At 44.4% G+C, this 23325-nt stretch carries 24 protein-coding genes; 11 read left to right on the plus strand and 13 right to left on the minus strand.

The features are described from left to right. Positions 1-32 precede the first annotated feature (32 nt). From AWM73_RS00535 to AWM73_RS00550, 4 genes are all read left to right on the plus strand, one after another. Complete coding sequence (locus AWM73_RS00535; protein WP_060777582.1) at positions 33-713, plus strand: ABC transporter ATP-binding protein; 681 nt, start codon at positions 33-35, stop codon at positions 711-713. Beyond that, on the plus strand, positions 706-3141 hold the full coding sequence (locus AWM73_RS00540) for an ABC transporter permease (protein WP_060777583.1): 2436 nt from the start codon (positions 706-708) through the stop codon (positions 3139-3141). The genes AWM73_RS00535 and AWM73_RS00540 overlap by 8 nt, the downstream gene beginning before the upstream one ends. A gap of 281 nt (positions 3142-3422) precedes the next feature. Then, the gene (locus tag AWM73_RS00545) at positions 3423-4397 is read left to right on the plus strand and encodes a helix-turn-helix domain-containing protein (RefSeq protein ID WP_060777584.1); all 975 of its coding nucleotides are present in this window, start codon (positions 3423-3425) and stop codon (positions 4395-4397) included. Positions 4398-4547: 150 nt separating this feature from the next. After that, positions 4548-4970 (plus strand): hypothetical protein, encoded by a 423-nt coding sequence (locus tag AWM73_RS00550; protein WP_060777585.1) that lies wholly within the window; start codon positions 4548-4550, stop codon positions 4968-4970. 71 nt (positions 4971-5041) lie between these two features. Here AWM73_RS00550 and AWM73_RS00555 read toward each other — a convergent pair whose 3' ends face one another. From AWM73_RS00555 to AWM73_RS00570, 4 genes are all read right to left on the minus strand, one after another. Continuing rightward, entirely contained in the window at positions 5042-6259 is a 1218-nt protein-coding gene (locus tag AWM73_RS00555) for a PAS domain-containing protein (RefSeq protein ID WP_060777586.1), read from the minus strand. Between the two features lie 26 nt (positions 6260-6285). Further along, complete coding sequence (locus AWM73_RS00560; protein ID WP_060777587.1) at positions 6286-7002, minus strand: ABC transporter ATP-binding protein; 717 nt, start codon at positions 7000-7002, stop codon at positions 6286-6288. A gap of 63 nt (positions 7003-7065) precedes the next feature. After that, a complete protein-coding gene (locus AWM73_RS00565) occupies positions 7066-8055 on the minus strand; it encodes a FecCD family ABC transporter permease (RefSeq protein ID WP_060777588.1) in 990 nt (329 codons plus the stop codon). Between the two features lies 1 nt (position 8056). Beyond that, positions 8057-9091, minus strand: a complete 1035-nt coding sequence (locus AWM73_RS00570; protein ID WP_060777589.1) for an ABC transporter substrate-binding protein — start codon at positions 9089-9091, stop codon at positions 8057-8059. Positions 9092-9371: 280 nt separating this feature from the next. On the opposite strand from AWM73_RS00570, the gene AWM73_RS00575 reads away from it, so the two are divergent. After that, a complete protein-coding gene (locus AWM73_RS00575; RefSeq protein ID WP_060777590.1) occupies positions 9372-9629 on the plus strand; it encodes a hypothetical protein in 258 nt (85 codons plus the stop codon). Between the two features lie 46 nt (positions 9630-9675). On the opposite strand, the gene AWM73_RS00580 is transcribed toward AWM73_RS00575, so the two are convergent. Both AWM73_RS00580 and AWM73_RS00585 read right to left on the minus strand, forming a co-directional pair. Continuing rightward, complete coding sequence (locus AWM73_RS00580; protein WP_060777591.1) at positions 9676-10221, minus strand: DNA-3-methyladenine glycosylase I; 546 nt, start codon at positions 10219-10221, stop codon at positions 9676-9678. After that, a complete protein-coding gene (locus AWM73_RS00585) occupies positions 10221-10757 on the minus strand; it encodes a methylated-DNA--[protein]-cysteine S-methyltransferase (RefSeq protein ID WP_060777592.1) in 537 nt (178 codons plus the stop codon). The genes AWM73_RS00580 and AWM73_RS00585 overlap by 1 nt, the downstream gene beginning before the upstream one ends. A 196-nt stretch (positions 10758-10953) precedes the next feature. Between AWM73_RS00585 and AWM73_RS00590 the strand changes: the two genes are divergently transcribed. Beyond that, positions 10954-11244 (plus strand): hypothetical protein, encoded by a 291-nt coding sequence (locus AWM73_RS00590; protein WP_060777593.1) that lies wholly within the window; start codon positions 10954-10956, stop codon positions 11242-11244. A 203-nt stretch (positions 11245-11447) separates the two neighbouring features. Further along, complete coding sequence (locus AWM73_RS00595; protein WP_060777594.1) at positions 11448-12185, plus strand: alpha/beta hydrolase family protein; 738 nt, start codon at positions 11448-11450, stop codon at positions 12183-12185. A 57-nt stretch (positions 12186-12242) separates the two neighbouring features. On the opposite strand, the gene AWM73_RS00600 is transcribed toward AWM73_RS00595, so the two are convergent. Next, complete coding sequence (locus AWM73_RS00600) at positions 12243-12437, minus strand: PTS ascorbate transporter subunit IIC (RefSeq protein WP_060777595.1); 195 nt, start codon at positions 12435-12437, stop codon at positions 12243-12245. After that, the gene (locus AWM73_RS00605; RefSeq protein WP_197904469.1) at positions 12437-13435 is read right to left on the minus strand and encodes an SPFH domain-containing protein; all 999 of its coding nucleotides are present in this window, start codon (positions 13433-13435) and stop codon (positions 12437-12439) included. Before AWM73_RS00605 ends, AWM73_RS00600 begins: the two co-directional genes overlap by 1 nt. A 419-nt stretch (positions 13436-13854) precedes the next feature. Here AWM73_RS00605 and sppA point away from each other — a divergent pair, with 419 nt between their 5' ends. Beyond that, positions 13855-15564 (plus strand): signal peptide peptidase SppA, encoded by a 1710-nt coding sequence (sppA, locus tag AWM73_RS00610; RefSeq protein WP_060777597.1) that lies wholly within the window; start codon positions 13855-13857, stop codon positions 15562-15564. Between the two features lie 81 nt (positions 15565-15645). Here sppA and trpA read toward each other — a convergent pair whose 3' ends face one another. From trpA to trpD, 5 genes are read right to left on the minus strand one after another with little or no spacing between them, the layout of a single operon-like run. Further along, positions 15646-16419, minus strand: coding sequence for a tryptophan synthase subunit alpha (trpA, locus tag AWM73_RS00615; RefSeq protein ID WP_060777598.1), 774 nt, complete (start codon positions 16417-16419; stop codon positions 15646-15648). Continuing rightward, complete coding sequence (gene trpB, locus AWM73_RS00620) at positions 16412-17596, minus strand: tryptophan synthase subunit beta (protein ID WP_060777599.1); 1185 nt, start codon at positions 17594-17596, stop codon at positions 16412-16414. Before trpB ends, trpA begins: the two co-directional genes overlap by 8 nt. Further along, positions 17589-18194: a phosphoribosylanthranilate isomerase gene (locus AWM73_RS00625; protein ID WP_060777600.1), complete on the minus strand. Its 606-nt coding sequence runs from the start codon at positions 18192-18194 to the stop codon at positions 17589-17591. Before AWM73_RS00625 ends, trpB begins: the two co-directional genes overlap by 8 nt. After that, positions 18181-18981: an indole-3-glycerol phosphate synthase TrpC gene (gene trpC, locus AWM73_RS00630; protein WP_060777601.1), complete on the minus strand. Its 801-nt coding sequence runs from the start codon at positions 18979-18981 to the stop codon at positions 18181-18183. The genes AWM73_RS00625 and trpC overlap by 14 nt, the downstream gene beginning before the upstream one ends. Beyond that, positions 18953-19996: an anthranilate phosphoribosyltransferase gene (gene trpD / locus AWM73_RS00635; protein WP_060777602.1), complete on the minus strand. Its 1044-nt coding sequence runs from the start codon at positions 19994-19996 to the stop codon at positions 18953-18955. The genes trpC and trpD overlap by 29 nt, the downstream gene beginning before the upstream one ends. An 832-nt stretch (positions 19997-20828) precedes the next feature. On the opposite strand from trpD, the gene AWM73_RS00640 reads away from it, so the two are divergent. From AWM73_RS00640 to AWM73_RS00650, 3 genes are all read left to right on the plus strand, one after another. Continuing rightward, positions 20829-21566 (plus strand): response regulator transcription factor, encoded by a 738-nt coding sequence (locus AWM73_RS00640; RefSeq protein ID WP_060777603.1) that lies wholly within the window; start codon positions 20829-20831, stop codon positions 21564-21566. Next, positions 21563-22468: a sensor histidine kinase gene (locus AWM73_RS00645; protein WP_060777604.1), complete on the plus strand. Its 906-nt coding sequence runs from the start codon at positions 21563-21565 to the stop codon at positions 22466-22468. The genes AWM73_RS00640 and AWM73_RS00645 overlap by 4 nt, the downstream gene beginning before the upstream one ends. Positions 22469-22574: 106 nt before the next feature. Next, on the plus strand, positions 22575-23324 hold the full coding sequence (locus AWM73_RS00650) for an ABC transporter ATP-binding protein (RefSeq protein WP_060777605.1): 750 nt from the start codon (positions 22575-22577) through the stop codon (positions 23322-23324). Position 23325: the final 1 nt, after the last annotated feature.

Raw genomic sequence — 23325 nt, forward strand, 5'->3', positions numbered from 1 at the left:
CATTGGCTATAGTCAAACTAGGAGGAGATCTTATGGAAATACTTCGAGTCGACAATTTGACCAAGATTTATGGCCAAGGAGAAAAGCAAGTACGGGCCGTCGATGGGGTAAATTTGTCCGTCAATCGAGGAGAGCTGATCGCTATTGTCGGGCCGAGTGGATCGGGGAAGTCTACCCTGCTCCATATGCTTGGTGGGGTGGACCGACCCAATGTGGGAAAGATACTCATTGAAGGGTCCGATATTGCCAGCTATTCGTCAAAGGAAATGGCCCTGTTCCGGCGGCGCAAGGTGGGGTTGATCTACCAGTTCTACAACCTCATCCCCAATCTGACCGTGGCACACAATATTAAACTGCCCCTGAAGTTAGATGGCCGCCAGGTGGATGACGCCTTCTTTAATGATTTGGTGACCAAGTTGGGCTTATCCGATAAGTTAAAGGCCTTTCCGAGTGAGCTATCAGGAGGCCAGGAGCAGCGTGTGGCCGTGGCCCGCAGCCTGATCTACCGGCCTTCCATCATCTTAGCGGATGAACCGACCGGGAACCTGGACCGGAAGAACTCTCAGGAGATTATTGACCTTTTGAAGTACTTCAACCAGACCCTCAAGCAGACTATCTTGATCATCACCCACGATGAAAATCTGGCTCTTCAAACCCAGCGGATTATCACCATGGTCGACGGGGCTATCGTAGGAGATGAGCCCAATGAATAAGAAGAATTTACCAATTTTCATTTCACTTTTGATTGTTAGCCTCTTTTTCACGGTGATTTTTTACTATGCTTATACCAATATTTCGTCAAGTAACCGCCAGTTGAAAGCAACAAATTTCTACCATGCCCGCTTGTCGGAAGACCTGTCCCAGGAAGAGATCGAGAAACTCAACCAAGTGGAAGCCATTGAGCTTGTAGGTGGGACTTCTGCCAGGGCCCACAGTGCTAAATACAAGGATCATCTCATTTCCATGGTGGGACAGGATGTGCAAGTCAATCAGATGCGGGAAGAGTCCTATTTGTTGGCTGGGCGCTTTCCCGAGTCGGCGGATGAAATCGTCCTGAATGAATCTCTGGTTAAGCAGGAAGACCTGACCCTAGGCGATGAGCTAGTGATCGAGCTAGGAGACCGTCAGGTGGACGGGGAGACGATCGATGCCCGGTCCACATATACCGCTGAAGAAAGCTTTGAGACCAAAGAAAGGCGTCATTATACCCTGGTGGGTGTCTACAAAGATTTCTATAATGAAAATTTGAAAATCAATTATGGTCTCCCCTTGGTGGCTGATGATGAAGAATTGATCCCTTTGATCACTTTCCATGACTTCAAGGCAGCCTACGCCCAGCGCGAGACCATCCAAGACGAGATCCAAAGCTTGCTAGGGAAAGAAGTAGAATTGGACTTTAATGACTCCCTGGTCCGCTACTATGGTCTGGACGTCAGCCAAAGTAAAAATCTGATGACCCAGCTTGTCAATGCCTTATCCCTTCTCCTATGTATGGGGATCTTTGTCTTCTTTATCAAAAATATTTTCTGGGTCTGGGGCGTGCGCAAGATTCGTGAGCTCTCCATGTATAAATCCATCGGCTCGACGGACTTTCAAATCTATCTCTTGCTGGTGAAAGGGGCAGTCACGGTCTCCGTCCTGCCCGTTTTAATCGGCCATGTCCTGGGCTTCTTCCTTATTCGTTATCTCTTTGAAGTTGCCAATAGCGGCAAGGCTGAAGTGGTTTTCTTTAACCAGGTTCACTTTAACTGGATCTTGTCTCTGGTCATTATCCCGGTGGCCTTAGCCGTTGTCTTAGTAGCGGTCATCTATCCAGCGCGTAAAATTGCCAAAATCGATATTATTGAAGGCCTCAAGGGGAATTTTAACTTCTCTAAAAGACGAGGCAAAAAAAGAAATCCTAATCTTTGGAAAGAACTTCGACTGAACAATATGGCCAGTATAAAGTCCCAGCGCTATATCTCAGCTATTGGCATCCTCATTGTGGCCATCTTTTGCATTGTCTATGCCATCGCTGACTACAATCGGGACTTCTACGCCTTTGATGATGGCTACGATCTCACGGTCCACTACTACAATGACACCGGTGACTTGCCCGCTATCCTGCCCGAAATTCTAGCTGACTATGAGGGTGAGGGCTATATTTCTAAGGAAAAGAACCTGGCCATTGAACCTAACTTAGAGCTCTCACAGGCCGCTCAATCACTGGGCCTGGATGAGCAATTGAAGCAAATGATGGCTGACACCAAGCCCCTATACATCAGGGGAATTCTGGTCGCCCTCGAAAATGACGACCTCCAGAAACTGGGTGGCAGCCCAGGGGAATTTACCCTCTACAACCAGGTCCAAGCAGACCCCAACGAGCCCCTTGCCCAGGCTGAAAAAGTGCCGTATTTTGATCATCCTGATCAATTAGACATTAGTATTAATGAGAAGCAGCGAAGCCTTTCCATTGCGCACAGCATTGATGATCTTGGCCCTTACCGGACCCGGCTCCTGCCCTTTACCGTCATGGTCTATACAGATTTTGAGACTTATCAAGAGCTGATGGAAGAGGTTCAAGACGATAAAAATTATAATTATCCCTTCGAAATGAAGCTCAAGTTAGCCAAGGGAGAAGCTGGTCGGGCCAAGGAGGAAATTACCAGCCGCATCGAAAATACCATAGCTTATAATGAAAGTTTCAAGGTCTTTACAGATGAGGAGATCCAGGACGAACAGTTTACAGATATTCAAAGCTTCAAGCTGATTATCTATGGGATTGCGGCCATCATCTTCCTGATGAATATCACCAACGGCTATTCCTCCATCAACCTGAGCTTGATGAGCCGGCGCAAAGAAATTGGAACCCTCTATTCGATTGGAATGGATGTCCAGGCTTTGAGAAAGCACTTCAGTCGCGAATTTCTCTTCGAACAAGGGAAGTCCTTCTTCTTGTCTGCCCTGATTACTTTAGGGATTATGCTAGGAATCGCTGGGCTATTCAAGAGCGTCGATATGAAGGCCTTAATTTTATACTTCCCCTACTTAGTCTTCCTGGGCTTTTCACTCTTAGTTTATGGCTTGAACTTGTTAATTTACTGGACAGGTCTCAGTGCTATTCTAAACCATGAACCGATTGATTTGATCCGAGGAATATAATAAATCACTGAATAAAATAACCGACTTTCTGAGCCTTTTAGGACGAAGGGAGTCGGTTTTTGTTAATGGTAAATTTATTTTTTACGATTACGGGGTCGTTTCATCTAAGTTTATTTATTCAATGGAATGCATGTTGGCTAGATTAAATTAAAAATGTGTTTCTAGCAATAAATGCCTATGCAACAAGGATTGCAACCGCTAATTGACTGATTGTCAAGTGCGCTTGATAGTGGATAAGTGGTTAATATTGTAGACTGATTTGTGAAAGGAAGTGAATAGCCATGACCTTAGCAGATAAAATATTAGATCTTTGTAAAAAGCGAGGTTGGTCACAAGAGAAACTCGCCGAAAAAATTCAGGTCTCTAGACAGTCCGTTTCTAAATGGGAATCGAGTCAATCAATACCGGATATGAAACGAGTGGCCGAATTGAGCCAGATTTTTGGCGTGAGCATTGACTATTTGATCAAAGATGATATCGAAGAGTCAGAGGGAGGACGAGTTGAGGACAAGGAGAGCGACGCCCACTTTGTTTCCATGGAGGAAGCTAATGACTATTTAAAATTTAAAGAAAAGAATCAAAGTGGGATGGCTAACGCTATTTCTTTATTTATCCTATCGCCTATTATTTTGATTATCTTATTGGGATTAACCAAGGCCGGCTACTTATCATTAACAGAAGGTGCAGCAATTAGCTTAGGGGTAATCGTTCTCTTAATCACAGTAGCTTATGGTATTTATCGCTTGATTCTTTCGATTCAAAAAGAAGAAGCTTTTGAATATCTTGAAAAGGAAGCCATTGAAACTGAATATGGTGTGACAAGTATGGTCGAAAAAAGGGTAGATGAGTTCCGGCCCAATTATTATCGAGGACTAGGTTTGGATGTCGGTCTAATCATTATGGGCGGTATTCCATTAGTTTCATCAGTACTTATTCAAGAACCTTATGAAGCTGTGACTAGTTTGACTCCTATTTTGACCTTAGTATTTCTTGCTTGGGGGATTAACTTGTTGATTCGAGTTGGAATACCTTGGGAAGCATACAAGGTACTATTGAGTGAGGGAGATTATTCATTATTTAGAAAGTATTATCGCCAGAAAATGGGCCCTATTACAAGTATCTACTGGCCTTTCGGTAGCTTTGATTTATATCGCTACTGGTCTGATTTGGGGTGTTTGGCGCACCAATTATATTATTTGGCCACTGGCAGCCCTAACTTATTTCATTCTAGCTTTAGTGATGGAGACTATATATAAGAAGGAATATGAAAGTAAATAGAAACCTTAAATGACTTGGGCATGATGCTTTGCTAGTTTGTTTTCTCGTGATAAGCTAAAAATGGAAATTGTAACTCGTGGGGAAGTGACTAAAGCTTTTCCACTATTCCCTTAAGGAGGTTACTGATCATGAAGTCATTGAAAGAATTAGAAGAAGCTCATCAGGCCGCCCAAGAAGTCCTGATTCATTTAGATAAGGGAATTGAATTACTCCAATCGGCCTCCAAATGGGGGATGTGGGATTTACTGGGTGGTGACTTTCTGCCTAGTTTAATCAAGCGGCGCAGAATTCAGGCGGCAAACCAAGAAATTGAGTCCCTGGCCCAGTCCTTAAGATATTTAAACCAAGAATTAGCGGATGTCAGCATGGCCTTGCCCCAAGGAATGAGTGATGGACTGAAAGACAATTTTTTGGATACTTGGTTTGACAATGTCTTTACGGATGCGAGGGTTCAATCAGATATCAAAGACCAGCTCCAAGCCATGCAAAGGATGCGCCGGTCGATTAGTCAAGTAAAGGCCAACTTAGGTCAGCAAATTAAAGAATATTAGCCAAGCAAAAAAGACGAACTGACCTGTTCTTTGTGAGCAGGGAGTTCGTCTTTTTATTGTTTACACTTGACTTAAGCTTGATACTGACCTCTGGCTTTGGGCCAAACTGCTTCTTGACCAGGTTTATCTACTAATTTCTTACCCCAAGTTTCGAGGACTTGGTTGACATAGGGGAGGATATTATGACAGTATTCCACACAGCCGATGTAGTGGCCGTCTGCGTCATAGATTCCCTTAAAGGTACAGATAATCCATTCCCCAGGTGAGGTGGACGAAATAAAGTGTTTTTCACTAGTCTTCTCTTTGTTCTTGAGAGCAGCTAGGATACTTTTGACGGTTTCATGTTCCGCTTCTGGATAGTTATAGTTAATGTCTAATCCCACTGAGGTCACGGTTTTAGGGTTGAGCATTTCATCAACATCGTTCTTATAATTGAAATAAAGCAGGCGGTCTTCCTGGTCATAGTAGGCGACTTCGACAGGGATCTGCTTTAAGAAATGGTTCAAGTGAGACACCGTGAGAATACCGCGGTCTAAGCAGACATAATCATGACCTGTTGCTGGCTCTTTAACTTCCACTTTTTGAGCCAACCAGTTATTATCTGGGTAGATTTGGCTTTCCAAGCGGTGGGGGGCTTGGGATCCCTGGGTCCAGTCGTCAAACTTCTTATCAACAAAGCGTGATGAGCGACTGTCTAAGATTACTTGAGGTTTAGACTTAGGATCAGCGGCCTCGTCATCGACCATCTCCTGGCCGGTCATCTGACAATAATAGTCAACAATAGGTAAGTTATCTTGGACCCATTCCATGGTGCCTTCGTAGCTCCCGTCCGGGTTGTAAAAAGCTCGGTGGTTATGGGTCACAAAACGTTCTGTTTCACTCCAATTAGACCGTAGGACCACCCGAGGAACTTGGTGAGTTCGCATTTCATAGATGAGTTTGGCAACACTTTCGGCCACTCTTTCGGGGTGGATGTTGAAGAGGGCTTCACCGACTGCTTCAGGGTTCCGTTTGGCTACCATGTCTTCTTTGGGCTTGTGACGGTTGTAGAAGAGATATTGGTTATTGGCGTCGCAAGTAGTTACCTCATGGTCAATATTGGCCAAGAGCTGATTAATTTGGTTAACGCTTAATACCCCACAGTCGAGTTTGACGGTATCACTGCCACGAACTGCTTGGGTTTTCTCGGCGGCGACTTCCACCCAATTATCAAGCGAGCGGTCAATATCAGTGATCAGGCTTTCCACGGGGTGTTCTACTTTAAGATCTTCAAGGTCTGTATATTTCAATGCTTGGCCTTCCTTTCTTTGATGGCTTAATAAAAGTCTAAAACAAAGTGACCTTTTGGATGATGGAGACGGTCGGAGTGTACTTGGTAGGTTTCTTCAATGGTGGATTCGCTGAGGACCTCTGCGGGTTTTCCACCGGCCATTAACTTACCCTCAGAGAGCAGGTAGGCATAATCGCAGTAGCGTAAGACCTGGTTGAGGTCGTGGAGTATCATGACCACGGTCAGCCCCTTTTCTTCATTCAGTCGACCAATGAGATTGAGAAAGTGAATCTGGTTTCGGATATCCAGATAGGTCGTCGGTTCATCGAGAAAGAGGAGGTCAGGCTCTTGGGCCAAAGCTAAGGCTAGCCAGACTAACTGCCTTTGGCCACCAGAGAGCTCCTTGAGTTGTTTATCCCGATAATCACTTAAGCCTACCATGTCGATCACTTGCTTGACAATTGCTTGGTCTTCCTTAGAACCATGGTCTAGCCAAGTCTGGTAAGGGCTCCTCCCCAGATTCACAATATCAAAAACAGACAATAATAATTGGTTGCGGTGGCTTTGTTGGACCACGGCGATCTTTTTGGCGCGTTCTTTTAAGGGAATAGTATGTAAGTCCTGTCCTTCAAAAATCACTTGGCCACTCTCTAAGGTCTTGCGCCCATTGAGGCAGTCGAAGAGGGTGGTCTTACCTGACCCGTTAGGACCGATTAAGCCGGTGATGCTTCCCGCTTCAATACCCAGCGAAATATGACTCAAGTGAAAGTCAGACTGTCTTCCATAAGAATAGCTGATATCTTTGGCTGTTAATAAGATCGTCGATCACCTCCGAGTCGATTGGCGATAAAGCAGATAGAGGAAGAAAGGTCCTCCAATGAGAGACATGGTGGTTCCAATAGGAATTTCCAATGGCGCAATCACTGTCCGCGATAAGGTATCGGCTAAAATTAGTAAAATAGCTCCTAGGATCCCAGTAAAGGGGATCAGATGGCTATGTTTTCCACCAACCAGTAAACGAGTGACATGGGGGATAATCAAGCCTACAAAACCGATCATACCCACAAAGGAAACCGTAATGGCAGCTAGGTAAACCCCAATAAGGGCCACCATTAAGGCGACCCGTTTAGGCGGATAACCTAAGGAATGAATCAGTCCATCTTCTAATTGCAGTAAATCCATCTTGGGATGGATGAAGATCAGACAAAGGTAAGCCGGGAGGGCATAGAGGAAGAGTAAGAAAATATCTTGCCAACTATGACCACTGAGATTACCGTTTAGCCAGAGAATGGCCCCATGGAGACGGTCACTATTCATGGTAACGATAACGCTTTGTAAACCACCCAATACCGAGCGGATGGCTAAACCGGTTAGAACAATGCGTACCGATGAATAAGCAGACTGAAAAGCCAAGAGACCCACCAAAAGGAAGGCTCCCACCCCACCAATAAAGGCAAAGAAAGGGACCAGGGCCGTCTGTTCTGGAAAGAGGATCAAAATCACTACAGCTAGTAAGCTGGCCCCGGCATTAATTCCTAAGATATTGCTATCGGTGATGGGGTTTTTGAGCACGCTTTGAATGAGCAGTCCGGAAAGTCCTAGGTTCAATCCAGCTAAGAGAGTGATGACGATCCTGGGATAGCGGATGCTCCAGAGAATCTGCCCCCGCTTAGTGGCTTGGTTAGTGAAAGAGGACAAGATGTCCTCCAGACTGACTGGGATACTCCCTAGCCGCATACCAATCAGGGCAAAGATTGCCAGCACCACAAGTAAAAACAGAAAGAGCAACCAGCGACTTCTGCTTCTTTTGATCACCCTAATCTTCTCCTAAAAGAGCTTTCTTAACGAGAGCCAGGTCATCAGCCAGACCTAAACCACCATTGATACTAATGTCATTAGAGCTTAGGGAGATAATGTGGTCATTCTTACCGGCCTTGCTTTCTTGCCAGATTGGTTTTTGTAATTCTGCTTCAATTTGTTCTTGAGAAGTGTTCTCGTCAGCAGTTCCTTTATTCTTTAAGTTAAAGACATTGGAGAGGGAATAACTGATGATGTAGTCAGGATCGGCATCAATAATAGCTTCCGAGCTGAAGGTCACTAGGCTACCGTCAGTAATCACGTCACTGCCTGCTTCCAGGGATTCATCGGCAATGTTTTTCATGCCTAATTTTTCTAAAATAGAAGCCAGATAGCTATCATCAGAAGCTACGGAACTGCCTTCTTCGGAGTTAAAGATGATCACGAAGCTTTTTCCGTTCAGGTCTTCGGTACCTTTTAAGACTTCTTCTTCTTTGGCATTAATGTCATCGACAATGCTTTGAGCCTTGTCTTGGCGACCGGCTAATTTACCGATGTCTAAGAGGGTTTGTTTGACATCGTCGTAACGCGTATAGTCAAAGTAAACCGGTTCAACGCCAGCGCCTTCCACTTGTTGGCGGGTCATGGCTTCCAGTTTCTTATTGTTCAAGTAGTAGTCCGCTTCAGTAGCTGCTAGGGTTTCTAAATCGATCTTAGGACCACTCCCCACTTTAGGGAGGTCACGATAGTCTTCAGGTAATTGGTCGGGAGCGTGCGAGGTGACACCAACTAGGGGAATTTCTAAAGCATCGGTCATTTCAGCTAGGGATAGGGTTCCTGCAACGAGGGCGGGTTGTTCTTCGCTCCAGTCAGATTTTTTAACAGAGTCTTTTTCTTCTTTGGGAGCCTCTGCTTGTGACTCTTGGCTAGCCACTTCTTCGCTCTGGTCTGAGGAAGCGGCTTCCTTGTCGTTACTATTGCCACCGTTTGAACAAGCGGCTAAGAGTGCCAGGGAAGTGAGGGCAGTTAAAGTAATCTGTAATTTCTTCTTCATATTACAATCTCCTTATCTCAAATATTTAGCATTTATATAATATTTTATCATGAGACAAAGAAACAATGTAAGCCTTATCAAAAGTTAGGCGATATAAAAGCTTGTTTTTGTTCGTTATTTAACAAGCTTGATTGCTTTTAGTTGGTTACTATGATTCTTTTTGAAAAAAGGGGATTCAATAGTAAAGAACCTGTCGTTTATATTTGACATGTCAAATATTTATGACTATACTAGTAGTGAAAGATGAAATATGACTGATTAAATATGGAGATGATCAAAAATGGAAATTACTACTACGAAATTCATTGCAATTATTGTCATCCTAGTATTACTCGCTGGGCTAGCAATTTATGGGATACGTAAAGCTAAACATGACCATAAGGATAACCACAAAGAAAAAGAAGCCGATGACCATATTGGTGTGGGCATTGCCCTGGGATTAGGAGTAGGTGCTTGCTTTGGGGCGCTTTTCGATAATATGCCTCTGGGGATTGGCATTGGCCTATGTATCGGTACCGCTATTGGGGTGAATTATTAAGCGCTAACTTTTTAGATTAAGTGTAAAAAGTTAGAACCTAGTATAGTTAGATTTCAGTCCGATAGAGAAAACAACCTCTCTCATGAGAATAGATAATTCCGCAGGCTTGGAGATAGGAGTAGATAATTGTAGGACCAACAAAGGACATGCCTTTTTGCTTGAGGTCTTTAGAAATAGCCGCTGATAAGGGACTAGTGGTTCTTCCTAATTCCACCCGTCGTTTGCCTTGGGTAAATTGGCACAAATAAGTATAAAAGGAGCCGTATGCGACTTGGATACTTTGAAAGACTTGGGCATTTTGAATACTGGCTCTAATTTTGGCTTGGTGGCGGATGATTTTCTCATTAGTCAATAATTCTTGGATTTTACCCTCACCGTATTGGGCCACCTTAGCGACATCGAATTGGTCATAGGCTTGACGGAAGGCCGCTCTTTTGTTTAAAACGGTCTCCCAGGAAAGCCCGGCTTGAAAAGATTCTAAAATCAGCATTTCAAAAAGATAATCGTCTTGGAGATTAGGCACTCCCCATTCCTGGTCATGGTAGCTGATGTATAAGGGATTAGCTAAATTGCACCAGTGGCAGCGTTGCATCAATAATGACCTCCTTTAGGCCAGGTGAATTGATTCATATCCTGACCTTCTAACTTGAGCAGTTGGTATTTATTCTTCAATCCCCCAGCATAGCCGGTGAGTTGCTTGTCTTTACCGACTACCCGGTGGCAGGGAATGATCAGACAAATCGGGTTCCAACCGACCGCGCCTCCCACCGCTTGGGCTGACATACTAGGAATTCCTCGTTTATCAGCAATCTTATTAGCAATATCCTGGTAAGTGACAACTTGGCCATAGGGAATACTTAACATGACTTCCGCTACCTCTTGACGGAAGGAGGTAGGGTCTTGGAGCCGGAATTTAGGGATAAATTGAGGATTTTCTCCAGCAAAATACGCATCTAACCAGTCGATACTTTCTTGGAAGGGACGGCTGGTTTTTTCAGCAGTTTTAAGAGCGTGTTCGCTGATATCTTTTGACCCCGCAAAATAAAGCCCCGTCAAGGCTTGATCATCACTAGTGAGGATAATATCATCGAAGTTTTTAGGAGTGGAATAAGTCCAAGTGAAAAGCAAAGTGTGCCCCTCCTTTTTGTGGAAAACGGTTATCAGTCGATCAGTCTTATTGTAACATGTTGCTTTTGGAGAGCCGTGTCCTTTCAAATAATGATTGCTCTTTTATTCTTGGTAAGGCCTATTAATATTCGTTTTTTGTTATAATGGAGTTAGATAGATAAGTAAAGCTCAACTAGAAAAAGCAGGAGTGAGTCTTATGAAAAATGGTTTATTTATTCGTTTAGTCGCTTATTTTATTAGTAGCTTTTTTACCTTTGTCGTCTATTTCTTGTTGACGGATTATTTTGGGATTGAACTCACTCAATTTCCAGGAATTTTATTAGGAATCTATTTGGCCCTGGCTTGGTTTCTCTTTCCGAATGTTGTATTAACCCTACCATACGATTCCGAGGCGGGGTATATGGTTACCAGTAAGATTCTTTATCCGATCTATTTCTTAATTAGTCCAATCCTATTCCTATACTGGCACTTTAAACGGGTGCTTTAGAGCGCAGAATTTGAAAGCATTGATTCACGCAACAAGGAAAAATAATAAAATTCGCCTAGTTCGTATGACTGGACGGATTTTTTTAGCTTCTTTTAAACAATCAAAGTAATGTGAGCGGGAAAGACTACTCTGCTCATAAGGCATGGTAAAATAATTTGGAGAGTGATTTGTTAAGATAGAAAAATAGAAGGGATTGAGAGAACATGGAAGGCGCCTTTACTGTGAATTTTATCCAGCTTGAGGGCATACCTCTGGTGGAAATCTACCCACAAGGACAAGTGTCTGAAAATATCGTGATCGGTTACCATGGTTATAAATTAAACAAGGAAGCCTTGATCAAACAAGGGTTGATTTATGCAGCCAATGGTTTTCATGTTTTCTTGCCTGATGCCCCCCTCCATGGGGACCGTCAAGTTGATCCCTTTCCTGAAAGCTCCATTAGTATCATGCCTGGAATTATTGTGCAAAGTTTTGAAGAATTTCCCCGTTTACTTGCTGCGATTCAAGAACGTCAGGCTGTTAACCGAGCATTCGTCCACGGCGCTTCCATGGGTGGTATTATGGCTGCCATGATTGGGACGGCTTATGCAGAGACATTGAGCGGGCTCGCTGTTCATATTGCAGGCATTAATTTAGAAGAGCAGCTGAAAGTCATATATGGCGACTCTTATCCCGATGACTTGGATGCCCAGTGTTTAGAAATTATCTTAAAAAATAGTCCAATCGCACAGCCGAATAAATTTTTAAGCCAACCGGTCTATGTCTATAATGGCGGCGCTGATAATGCGGATATCCTCCGTTTAAACCAGCAAGACATGCAAAAAATGAAGGCTGATTTTCCTAAAGCGCGCTTGGAGTGGACGGTCTTGGATGAGGTGGGCCACCGGGTGCCGAGTCAAATTAGCCAACAGACAGCAGAATTTTTTAAGTCCCTTCTTTAAAGAACGACCAAAAACAGGCACAACTCCTTTATTTTATGAGTTGTGCCTGTTTTTCGTTTATTCAATATCCAAATCGATGCGGTCGTTCATGGTTTCGCTAACATATTTGCCGTCTTTCTTACGCTGCTTGACACATTCGGTAAGCAGGTATTCGATTTGCCCGTTAAGGGAGCGGAAGTCATCCTCGGCCCAGGCAGCTAATTGCTCATAGAGCTTTTGCGAGATGCGTAGCGGGACTTGTTTCTTAGCCATTAGTAAAGACTTCCCGAGTTCACGATGGGGGAGACTTCGCTATTGCCACAGAGCACGACTAAGAGGTTGGAAACCATGGCTGCCTTGCGTTCCTCATCTAAGTCGACGACTTGCTTGTCTTCAAGCTTGTCCAGAGCCATCTCTACCATGCCAACCGCGCCATCAACGATCATAGCCCGGGCGTCAATGAGGGCAGAAGCTTGTTGGCGTTGTAGCATGGCTGCGGCGATTTCAGGGGCATAGGAGAGATGGGTGATGCGGGCTTCGACAATTTCCAACCCGGCAAAGTCCACCCGATTTTGGATTTCTTCCTTAATTCTAAGAGCAACAATTTCACTCGACCCACGCAGGGACCCGTCATCGGGCTCACCATCTCCGGTGGTATCAATTTCAAATTGTGGATTCACATCATAGGGATATTGGCGAATAATGTTGCGGAGGGCAGAATCGGTTTGTAAGGACAGGTATTCTTTATAATTGTCAACATTGAAAACGGCCTTAGCGGTATCACTCACCCGCCAAATGACTGCAATGCCAATTTCAACCGGGTTCCCCAAGTAGTCATTAATTTTTTGCTTACTGTTATTTAAGGTCATGGCCTTGAGCGAGATTTTCTTGCTAGGGCCAAGCGAAATTTCCATGCCATTTTGATCTTTGGCCGACTTCTTTTCGGCTTTTCGGACGTCTCCACTTTGACCGAGATAGGTGCCGGCCGCGGGATTGATGGCTTGGCAGAAGGGGTTAACAAAGTAAAAACCTTCGCCCTTAAGGGTACCAATATATCTACCAAAAAGGGTCAAAACTAATGATTCTTGTGGGCTTAACACTTTAAGTCCAAAGAGAATTAACCAGGCTAAGGCCAGGTAGGCGATCGCTAGTAGGTTAACTAGGGGATGTACTTGGGCGATCAGGAGGATGGCAGAGAGGACAAGACCGATAATATAAGTGATCAGTACGGTCATCCCGTTTTTCTTACCTGTTAAAACAGTTTCCGTAATTCCAGTGTCTAGTTTCTTATCTGTATTGGCCATGGGAATCTTCCTTTCTGATAGATTTAGTAATAATGACAGTAACCGACTAACAGCTAAAGACTACTTCTTTAGGGAAAAAACAAAACAATTTTATGCAAACCACAATTCATAAGCGACTATCTATTTGATATCTTTATGATATCACTTTGATTGGGAATAAGCAAATGTTATAATTACGTAATATTATTAGGAAATAGCAATTCATATTGAGATATTTATCTGTATTTTGAAGACTTTTACTAATGACTAAGTTGTTTGATATAATTGCCCTAAGATTAAAACTCATGTTAATTTTTATGTTAAATTTCTTTGATAATTAGTTAATCTAAATCGGGTAAATTCGTGTAGTGTTGAGTTTTGGTTAATTTAAGGAATGAGTGATATATATGTCTTTCATTAATGCTCTTATTGAGGGGCTCGTAGTTGTCTTGGTTATTATTTCGGTAATTTTTATTTTGGGACTCCTTATTTATAAAAAAATCAAGCAAAGTTCTTCAAAAGAAGAAAAAATGACAAAGTCTGTTCGAGAAGTCGTGATTGATTGTGAAGATATCCAAGAAGATCAGGTGAAATTTGCTTTATCGTCATCTTCTTCAGATAGTTCATATTTTGATTTCCTTTCTAAGCTAGCCGACTTGGCTGAAGATCCTCAAATTGAGCGGGTCTATATTGACTTGGACAAATTAGACCTATCTTCAGCTCAAATTGAAGAGGTAAGACCCATATTTGAAGAGATGGGAAAAAATAAAGAAGTCATTGCCTATGGAGCTGTCTTTGATAAAAGGACCTACCTCATGGCCTTACTGGCTTCAAAGATATATCTCCTGGATACCAATAATGCTGGACTATTTTTTAGGGGTTATCAGTTCCAGGAATTATATCTATCTGATTTTCTCAAAAAATTAGGTGTTAGAGTGAATGTTTTATCTATTGGTGATTATAAAGATGCTGGAGAAAGTTTGAAGCAAAATCAAATGAGTGATTTTAAGCGTCAATCGCTACAAAAACTTGGCGATCAAAGCTTAAGTTATTTTCTAAATTTCGTGAAAGCAAAACGAAATGTTGATATCGAAAAGGAGCTTTTAGAGGGAGAATTTATTTTAAGCAATCGCCAGCAAGCCCTAGATAAGGGGCTAATTGATGGCTACATATCCTATGCAGATTTAGTCTCTAATGATGATACGAAGAAAGTTAGTTTCGAAACTTATGAACCAATGAACAAACAGAAAGATGGGCCTGTGTTAGACACTCTTAAAAAGTACCGTAAGGGAAAGAATTCTCAATCAGAGCTGGCCGTAATTTGTTTGTCTGGAGAAATTCAAAGCAGAGAGAGTAAAGGCAGCTATATTTCTTACGCTAATGTGAAAAAGAAGGTCGACCAAATTAAAGAAATGGACCAGCTCTCTGGAATTATTCTGCGTATCGACAGTCCTGGAGGATCAGCCTTGGAAGCAGAAAAAATTTATCAAATGCTTTCACATTTAGATCTTCCTATATATGTTTCCATGGCTAACTATTGTGCTAGTGGAGGTTATTATATTGCCTGTGCTGGTGATCGCTTATTCGCTGATAAGATTACCTTGACGGGATCAATCGGTGTAGTTGGTCTAATACCAGAATTTTCTGGGACCTTGGAGAAATTGAGCATTCATCCCGAATCAGTAAGTAAGGGTCAAGGTGTGGACTTTTTTGATTTTACGAGTCCTGTATCAAATTGGTCTAAGGATCGCCTTATTAATCACATGATGGAAGTGTATCAAGAATTCAAAGAACGGGTGTCGAAAGCACGTAAGTTAAGTGAAGATGAAGTAGAAGCTTTAGCAGGTGGGCGTGTGTACCTTGGAGAGGAAGCGCAAACCAAGGGCCTTGTTGATGAGATTGGTTCGCTTAATGAATGTATTGAGGCACTTAGCCAAAAATTAGGGCTAGACGATCCTAAAATCACCTATATTCAAGAAAAGATAGATAGTCAAGAACTTCTAAAACAAATGAAGTTGTCCATGCCCAAAGCTTCTTTAGAAGCGACTATACAAGAATATCTCCCGCTTGATATGGATATTCAATTATATGAGGCAGTAAGACGGAAGGATCTATAAAAATTCTTGTGATATTAAATGTCTTTTTAAATGATAAAAAACGGTATAGCTGGCTTTTTATAGCTGGCTATACCGTTTTTCTTACTGAATGGCTTGGACGATGGATTTGGTAAATTCACGGATTGGTTTTTCCGCTTGGTCCTGGTAGTGGTCGATCAGTTTAATGATAGCAGACCCGATAATTACCCCATCAGACAGGTCAGCCATTTTCTTGGCCTGGCTGGGGTTGGAGACTCCGAAACCGATGGCGGCTGGAATATCAGGGTTGGCCTGGCGAATGGCTTGGACCATGGCGTCGAGGTCAGTTTGAATGCTTTGTCTGGTCCCGGTCACTCCCAGTGAAGACACCACATAAAGAAAGCCTTCTGCTTCTTTGGCAATTTTATGGATGCGGTCATGGGAGGTGGGGGCAACCAAAGAAATCAAGGCAACATTATATTTTTGACTGTAGGGGAGGAGTTCCCCTTTTTCCTCGTAAGGCACATCAGGCAGGATAAGTCCTTGGATGCCTACTTCCTGGCAACGGCGCAGAAATTTTTCTGGTCCATAACCAAAGACGATATTGGCATAGGTCATAAAGACTAAGGGAATATCGATTTTCTTACGGAGGCTCTCTACCATAGCGAAGACATCATCGGTATGGAGGCCTCCCTTTAAAGCCGTTTCGATAGCGTGTTGGATGACTGGACCTTCAGCTGTGGGGTCTGAGAAAGGAATTCCAATCTCAATTAAACTGGCACCTTCCTCGGCCATGGCTTCAATATACCTTTCTGTGCTGGCGAGGTCTGGGTAACCAGCGGTGATGTATGGGATAAAGGCTTTTTTATTTTGGAAAACGGATTGAATACTAGTCATAAATTTCTTCCCCCCGGTAACGTGCAATGGCGGCACAATCCTTATCACCACGACCAGACAAGGTAATACAGATAATCTGGTCGGGGCGCATGGTTTTAGCTAATTTGATGGCGTAGGCGACGGCATGAGCGGATTCGATGGCGGGAATAATCCCTTCCACCCGACTCAGGTATTCAAAAGCTTGGACTGCTTCTTCGTCCGTGATCGGTACATAGTGAGCCCGCTTTCTGGCAGCCAGGTCGGCGTGTTCAGGCCCAATGCCTGGGTAGTCGAGACCAGCGGAGATGGAATAGACCGGGTTGACTTGCCCATCTGCATCTTGGGCGATAATGGTCTTCATCCCGTGGTAGACCCCTGGACGTCCCACTTGCATGGTGGCAGCGGTATCTGGACTATCAACCCCATGACCCGCGCCTTCGCAACCGAATAGTTGCACTTCAGGGTCATCGATAAAGGCGGCAAAAGACCCAATAGCGTTAGAGCCACCTCCCACGCAGGCCAAGACTGCATCGGGTAAGCGACCTTCGCGTTGGAGAATTTCTTGACGCATTTCTCTTGAAATGACGCTTTGGAAGTCACGTACCATGGTTGGGAAGGGGTGGGGACCCATGGCCGAACCGATGCAATAGTGAGTGTCTTCCATGCGCCGGCTCCATTCTTTCATGGTTTCATTGACCGCGTCCTTTAAGGTCCCGGTCCCTGAATCAACGGCCACCACTTGGGCGCCGAGTAGTTTCATCCGGTAGACATTGAGGGCCTGGCGTTCGGTGTCATGCTTACCCATGTAAACCACACAGTCGAGATTTAACAAGGCGCAGGCCGTCGCGGTAGCCACGCCATGTTGGCCAGCTCCGGTTTCAGCAATGATCCGGGTTTTGCCCATCTTTTTAGCCAGGAGGACTTGGCCGAGGACATTGTTAATCTTATGGGCTCCAGTATGATTGAGATCTTCACGTTTGAGATAGATTTTTGGTCCCCCTAAATCTTCGGTCATATTCTTAGCGTAATAGAGTAGGCTGGGGCGTCCGGCGTAATTATTTAATAAATCGGTCAACTCGCTTTGAAATTCAGGATCATTCTTATATTTATTATAGGCAGCCTCTAGTTCGATTACAGAAGGCATCAGCGTTTCTGCTACGAATTGTCCACCGTATTCTCCAAATCTTCCTTTAGACATTTTTTACCATCCTTACTATTTCTTTGATTTTATCTGGGTCTTTGTATCCTTGATTTTCCACTCCAGTCGAGAGGTCCAAGCCAGCGGGGTGGACTTGGGTCATAGCGGCTTGTATATTAGTGGCATTGAGTCCTCCGGCGAGGATAAAGGGGCGGTCGAAATCCTCTAAGAGCTCCCAGTTAAAAGACTTGCCACTGCCGGCCTCCTTATAGTCGAGGAGAATCTGGTCAGCGGGACTGGCTTTAGCCTTTGCTAAGTCGCTAGCCTCACTAATGGCAAAGGCTTTCCAGATGGGTTTGCCAGTAGTATTTTGTAAATCGCTAATGTCAGCCGGGCTCTCTTGGCCGTGCAGTTGAGCAATATCGATGATTCCTGATTCTAATAAGTCTGCAATCCGATCTAAGGGATAGTTGACGAAGACACCCACTTTTTGAATTTTGGGGTCGACCTCTTGGCTGAGTTGTTTTAAGGTGTCGAGTGTGATTGACCGTTGACTTTTAGGGAAATCGACAATGAAACCGACATAGTCGATGGCTAGGGGATTGCAGTAGCTGATATCAATCGGGCGCTTGAGACCACATATTTTAAGCTTTGGCATGGTGACTGGCCTTTCGAAAAGCTTGGATCAGGTCGCTGGGATCAGCTTGGCGCATCAAGGCCTCACCCACCAAGACAGCGTCCGCACCAATTTCAATAAGGGATTTAATATCTTCCGGGCCTCTTACCCCACTTTCTGCGACAAAGAGGACCGAATCAGGGATCTGACTTCTTAGCTCTGCCGCATGGTTGAAGTCGACAGAGAAGTCCTTTAAATTACGGTTGTTGACGCCGATAATCTTAGCACCACAGGCTAGGGCCAGGTCGATTTCTTCCCGGTTATGGGTCTCCACTAGGGCACTAAGGCCTAGGTCATTACAAATAGATAGGTAGGACTCTAATTGGTCTGCCTGCCCGTCTAAGAGAGAGCAGATAATTAAAACTGCGTTGGCCCCCATGACTTTTGCTTGGTAGATTTGATAGGGATCGACAGTAAAGTCCTTTCTAAGCATGGGGAGGGAAACGGATTGGCGGATTTCTTCAAAGATTTCCTTGGAGCCAAGGAACCACTTGGGCTCGGTTAATACCGAAATAGCATCCACCTGACTGTCTTGGTAGCGTTTGGCGATGTCCAAGTAGGGAAAGTCGGGAGAAATCACCCCTTTAGAGGGAGAAGCCTTCTTGATTTCAGCAATGATGCTGAGCCCTTCTTTGGCTAAGGCTTGTTCAAAAATGGGCTGGCCCTTAGCCAAAGTCAGGGCACGGTCCTTAATGGCTTCAAAAGGAAGCTTGGCTTTACTGGCTTGGACCCGTTCCTTACTATGTAAGGCTAACTGCTGTAAGATCATGGGCGACTCCTTCCTGGCTAGCGGAAATATAATCTTGTAAAAGTTGGTAGGCAGCGCCGGAATCAATGATTTGACGAGCCAGATCAATCCCTGCGGTTAAACTATCAACTCTTCTAGCGGCGTAGAGACCAGCAGCGGCATTGAGGAGGGTAATGTCGCGTTTAGCCCCTTGTTCTTTGCCGGTGAGGATATCAATGGTAATTTGAGCATTGTCTGCTGGACTGCCGCCAACAATGTCTGCCTTTTGGTATTTTGGAAAACCGTAGTCTTCCGGTTTGATGACAAAGCTTTCTTCATAGTCACCATCGAAGAAGAGGGCTGAAGTCGGAGCAGAAATCGAAATCTCATCCATGCCGTCTTGGCCGTAAACCACCAGGCCACGTTCAACTCCTAAGTTCTTAATCACCTTGGCCATGGGTTGGATCAAATCTTCTTGGTAGACACCCAGCACTTGGTATTTGGGTTTAGCTGGATTAGTAATTGGCCCTAGGATATTGAAGATGGTCTTAATTCCTAAGTCTTTGCGGACACCACTAACATTTTTCATGGAAAGGTGGTAGTTTTGGGCAAAGAGGAAGCAGATACCAACTTGGTCGAGAAGTTGCTTAGCTAGGTCAGGATCCTGGTAGAGATTAATGCCGAGTGCTTCGATACAGTCAGCTGCACCTGACTTGGAAGAGGCTGACCGGTTGCCGTGCTTAGTGACGGGGACGCCAGCTGCGGCAATGATTAGGGAAGCGGTGGTTGAAATGTTGAAGGAATAGGATTGGTCACCGCCAGTTCCCACAATTTCTAAAGTGTCGCGATCGGTTTCCAGGGCCTTGGCTTGGTCACGCATGGCGGCTGCAGCCCCTGCAATTTCTTGGTCACTAGCCCCTTTGATGGCTAGGGCGGTCAAGTAGGCGGCCATTTGGACTTGGCTGACTTGGCCAGTCATCATAGCCTTCACCGCTTGGTAGGAATCTTGGTAAGATAGGTCTTGCTTGTTAATTAATTGTTCGATTGCTGCTTTCATTGTGTTCTCTCCTTTTTAGTTCTTGATAGACAAAAAACTTGCCCCCATAACTAATCCAACTTCTGATTAGTTATAAGGACAAGTTACTTAACCTGCGGTACCACCTTGCTTGGCATCCCCTGATGCCCACTTAGGAGCGGTCAGTCTGACCACCCGGCTGCTGATAACGCCAGCCTTGCGTCTTGCTTTTAGCTCTAATAAAGCCCTTGGCAAGCCTTCCGAAGGCCCATCGCTAAGGCTGGCTAAACGTCTTCCATCACCACGTTCTTGCTCTAAGCTAGTTACTTAGCTATTCCTTCGTCATAAGTTTGATTTACAAATAAAAAGCGCTTATCCATAAAACATTAAAAATTAATGTTCTAAGGACAAGCGCTTTTCTACCTGCGGTGCCACCTTACTTGATCGCTCGGGCGATCCTCTCGTGATAAGCCGTTTCGCTTATCACACAACCCGCTTAACGGGGGTCAATCCGTTATGGCTACTCTCGATGTTCACCATACCCTCCGAGGCCCATCCATTAGACTAATCAGACGCTCTCACCCTTCGTCCTCGCTTGAGATTAGTTGGTTAATGTTACTTCCTCATTGCCGGTTTCATAATTTCATCTATCATAGCCAAGTCTATAAATAAAAGCAAGCTAAATTTAATTTTTGTGAATTTTAATTATATGATCTAAATTGATCGCCTGGGCCTAAGCAAGGCGATTTAAAGTGTTATCGACAATAATAGCTAATGACTTGATGGACAAATTTTGCCGTGACACTACCAGTAAGGAATAATTTTAAAAGTAATCTTTTCTAAATTAATCAGACTTTTTATGATCAGGAGGAGAATGTTATACTTAATAAACCAAGACCTAAGGAAAGGAGCGGTGGAGATGGCTGAAAAAATATTTGTGGTTGAGGATGACCCGGTGATTGCAGCCGGACTGGAGCGGGAATTGACCAAGTGGCATTACCAGGTCCAAAGGGCGGAAGACTTTGAAGCCATTGACCAGGAATGTCGGCGTTTTGCCCCCCACTTAGTTCTATTAGATTTAAACTTGCCGTCTTATGATGGTTATTACTGGTGTCAGATGATCCGTAAAGATAGTGATGTACCGATTCTTTTCCTATCAGCCCGCGATACCAGTATGGACCAAGTTATGGCCATGCAGGTAGGTGGCGACGATTATGTCACCAAGCCTATCGACCTGCCCCTCTTATTAGCCAAGGTTCAAGCCCTCTTGCGCCGGGCCTATCGCTATAATTCGGCGAGTGAGATTTTGGCTTTTGCTGGGGTCCAACTTGATCCCACTAAGGCAAGGCTACTTTACCAAGGTCAAGCTAGCGACTTAACCGCTACTGAGCTGCTTATCCTCAAGCAGCTCTTTCAAGCCCAAGGCGACTATGTCAGCCGGGAAAGCTTGATGGAAGAGTGCTGGCTAGGAGAGACTTATATTGATGATAATACCTTAGCAGTTAACATTTCCCGTTTACGTAAGAAATTGTCGGACATGGGTCTAGCAGATTTTATCAAGACCAAGAAGCGGGTAGGCTACGCCTTAAATGAGGAGGTTGCTAGTCAGTGAAAGACTTTTTGAAGCGCCAGTCTGTGACTCTAATTACCATGACTTTTACCGTTTTGGTTATTTTGTTAGCGGTGATTCTTTTTGACTTAGATGCAATGGTAGCTCGCTTTCTTTTGCTTTTCCTTAGCTTCTTTTATGGAATTATATTACTACTTAGCTACTGGCTGGAAGACAGGCAGGTCGACTACCGCAAGCTTTACCATGATAGTCAGGCTAAGGCAGAGGCTGACCGGGTTCAAGCCGACCTGGTCAAGCAGGAGCAGCAGGGCTATTTCTTGACTTGGCTCCACCAGATCAAGACCCCAATCGCAGCGGCCAAGCTCCTCATCCAAGACTTGGAACCTAAGACCAAGGATGACCTGGAAGCTCAGTTACTAGCTATTGAAAATTACACCACCATGGTCCTCACCTATTTGAAGGTAAGTAATGAGCAGAAGAACCTGCAGATTAAGGCCGTTAGCCTGGATGCCCTCATCGCCCCCTTACTCAAAAAGTACCGGCGGATCTTTATTAATAGTCATACCCGCCTCCACTACCAAGCTATTCCTGACCAAGTCATGACTGATCCTACGGCTTCTGAAATCATGATAGAACAGGTCCTTAATAATGCCCTCAAGTATGCTTCAGGAAGAGAGATTTGGATTACTTATCAAGCGGATCAGGCCTGCCTCACTATTCGGGACAATGGCCGGGGGATCAAGGCCAGTGACCTGCCCAAGGTCTTTGACCAGGGTTACTCAGCTTTTATGGGCAAGTCTTTGCGGCGATCAACGGGGATCGGTCTCTTTCTGGTCAAGCAATTGGCCGATCGTTTAGACCAGCCGGTAGACCTAGAGTCCACTTGGGGCCAGGGAACGACAGTTAGAATTTATTTTCACCAAGATGCCTTCAGCGCGTCTTAGCTTACAATTTTGTAAGATTGGGTCCTGCTTTTGTTAGTTTAGATAAAGGCAGGGCCTTTTTTTCCTTTCTATAATAAAGTCAAAGAAAAGAATGGAGGAGAAAGACATGCTATTAAACGTGATTCATTTAGAAAAAATATATGGCCAGGGCGGCAATGCGACGACGGCCTTACGGGACGTGACCTTTCAAGCGGAAGCTGGTGAGTTTGTTGCCATTATGGGGGAGTCCGGCTCAGGGAAATCCACTCTCTTAAATATTATTGCCACCTTGGATAAGGCTACTGGGGGCCAAGTCTTCTTAAATGGCCAATCTTTGGCGGCCTTAGGGGAAAGTGATCTGGCTGCCTTTCGCCGCAAGGAGTTGGGCTTTGTCTTCCAAGACTTCAATATGCTTAATACCTTCACTAACCGGGACAATATTCTCCTGCCCCTGGTGCTTTCCAATATGGATTATCCGGAAATGGAGCGACGTTTAGCGAAGATTGCTCCTTTACTCGGGATTGAAGACCTCTTGGACAAGTATCCCTATCAGATTTCCGGAGGGCAGCAGCAGCGGGTGGCTATTGGCCGGGCGATAATTACCCAACCTAGTCTGATTCTGGCTGATGAGCCGACTGGGGCCCTCGATTCTAAAAACAGTGAGGCGATCATGAAACTCTTTACCCAGTTAAACCAGCAGGGGATGACCATTTTCATGGTAACTCATTCCTTACGTTGTGCGGCTTATGCTAAGCGTGTTCTTTTTATTAAGGATGGGGTAGTTTACCATGAAATTTATCGGGGTGAAGATTCTTTAGCTGATTTTCAGGAGAAGATCGCCAACAGTCTCTCCTTTTTAAATCGGGAGGAGGGCTAGT

Origin of the sequence: Aerococcus urinae, from assembly GCF_001543175.1 — a bacterium.
Lineage (GTDB): Bacteria > Bacillota > Bacilli > Lactobacillales > Aerococcaceae > Aerococcus > Aerococcus urinae.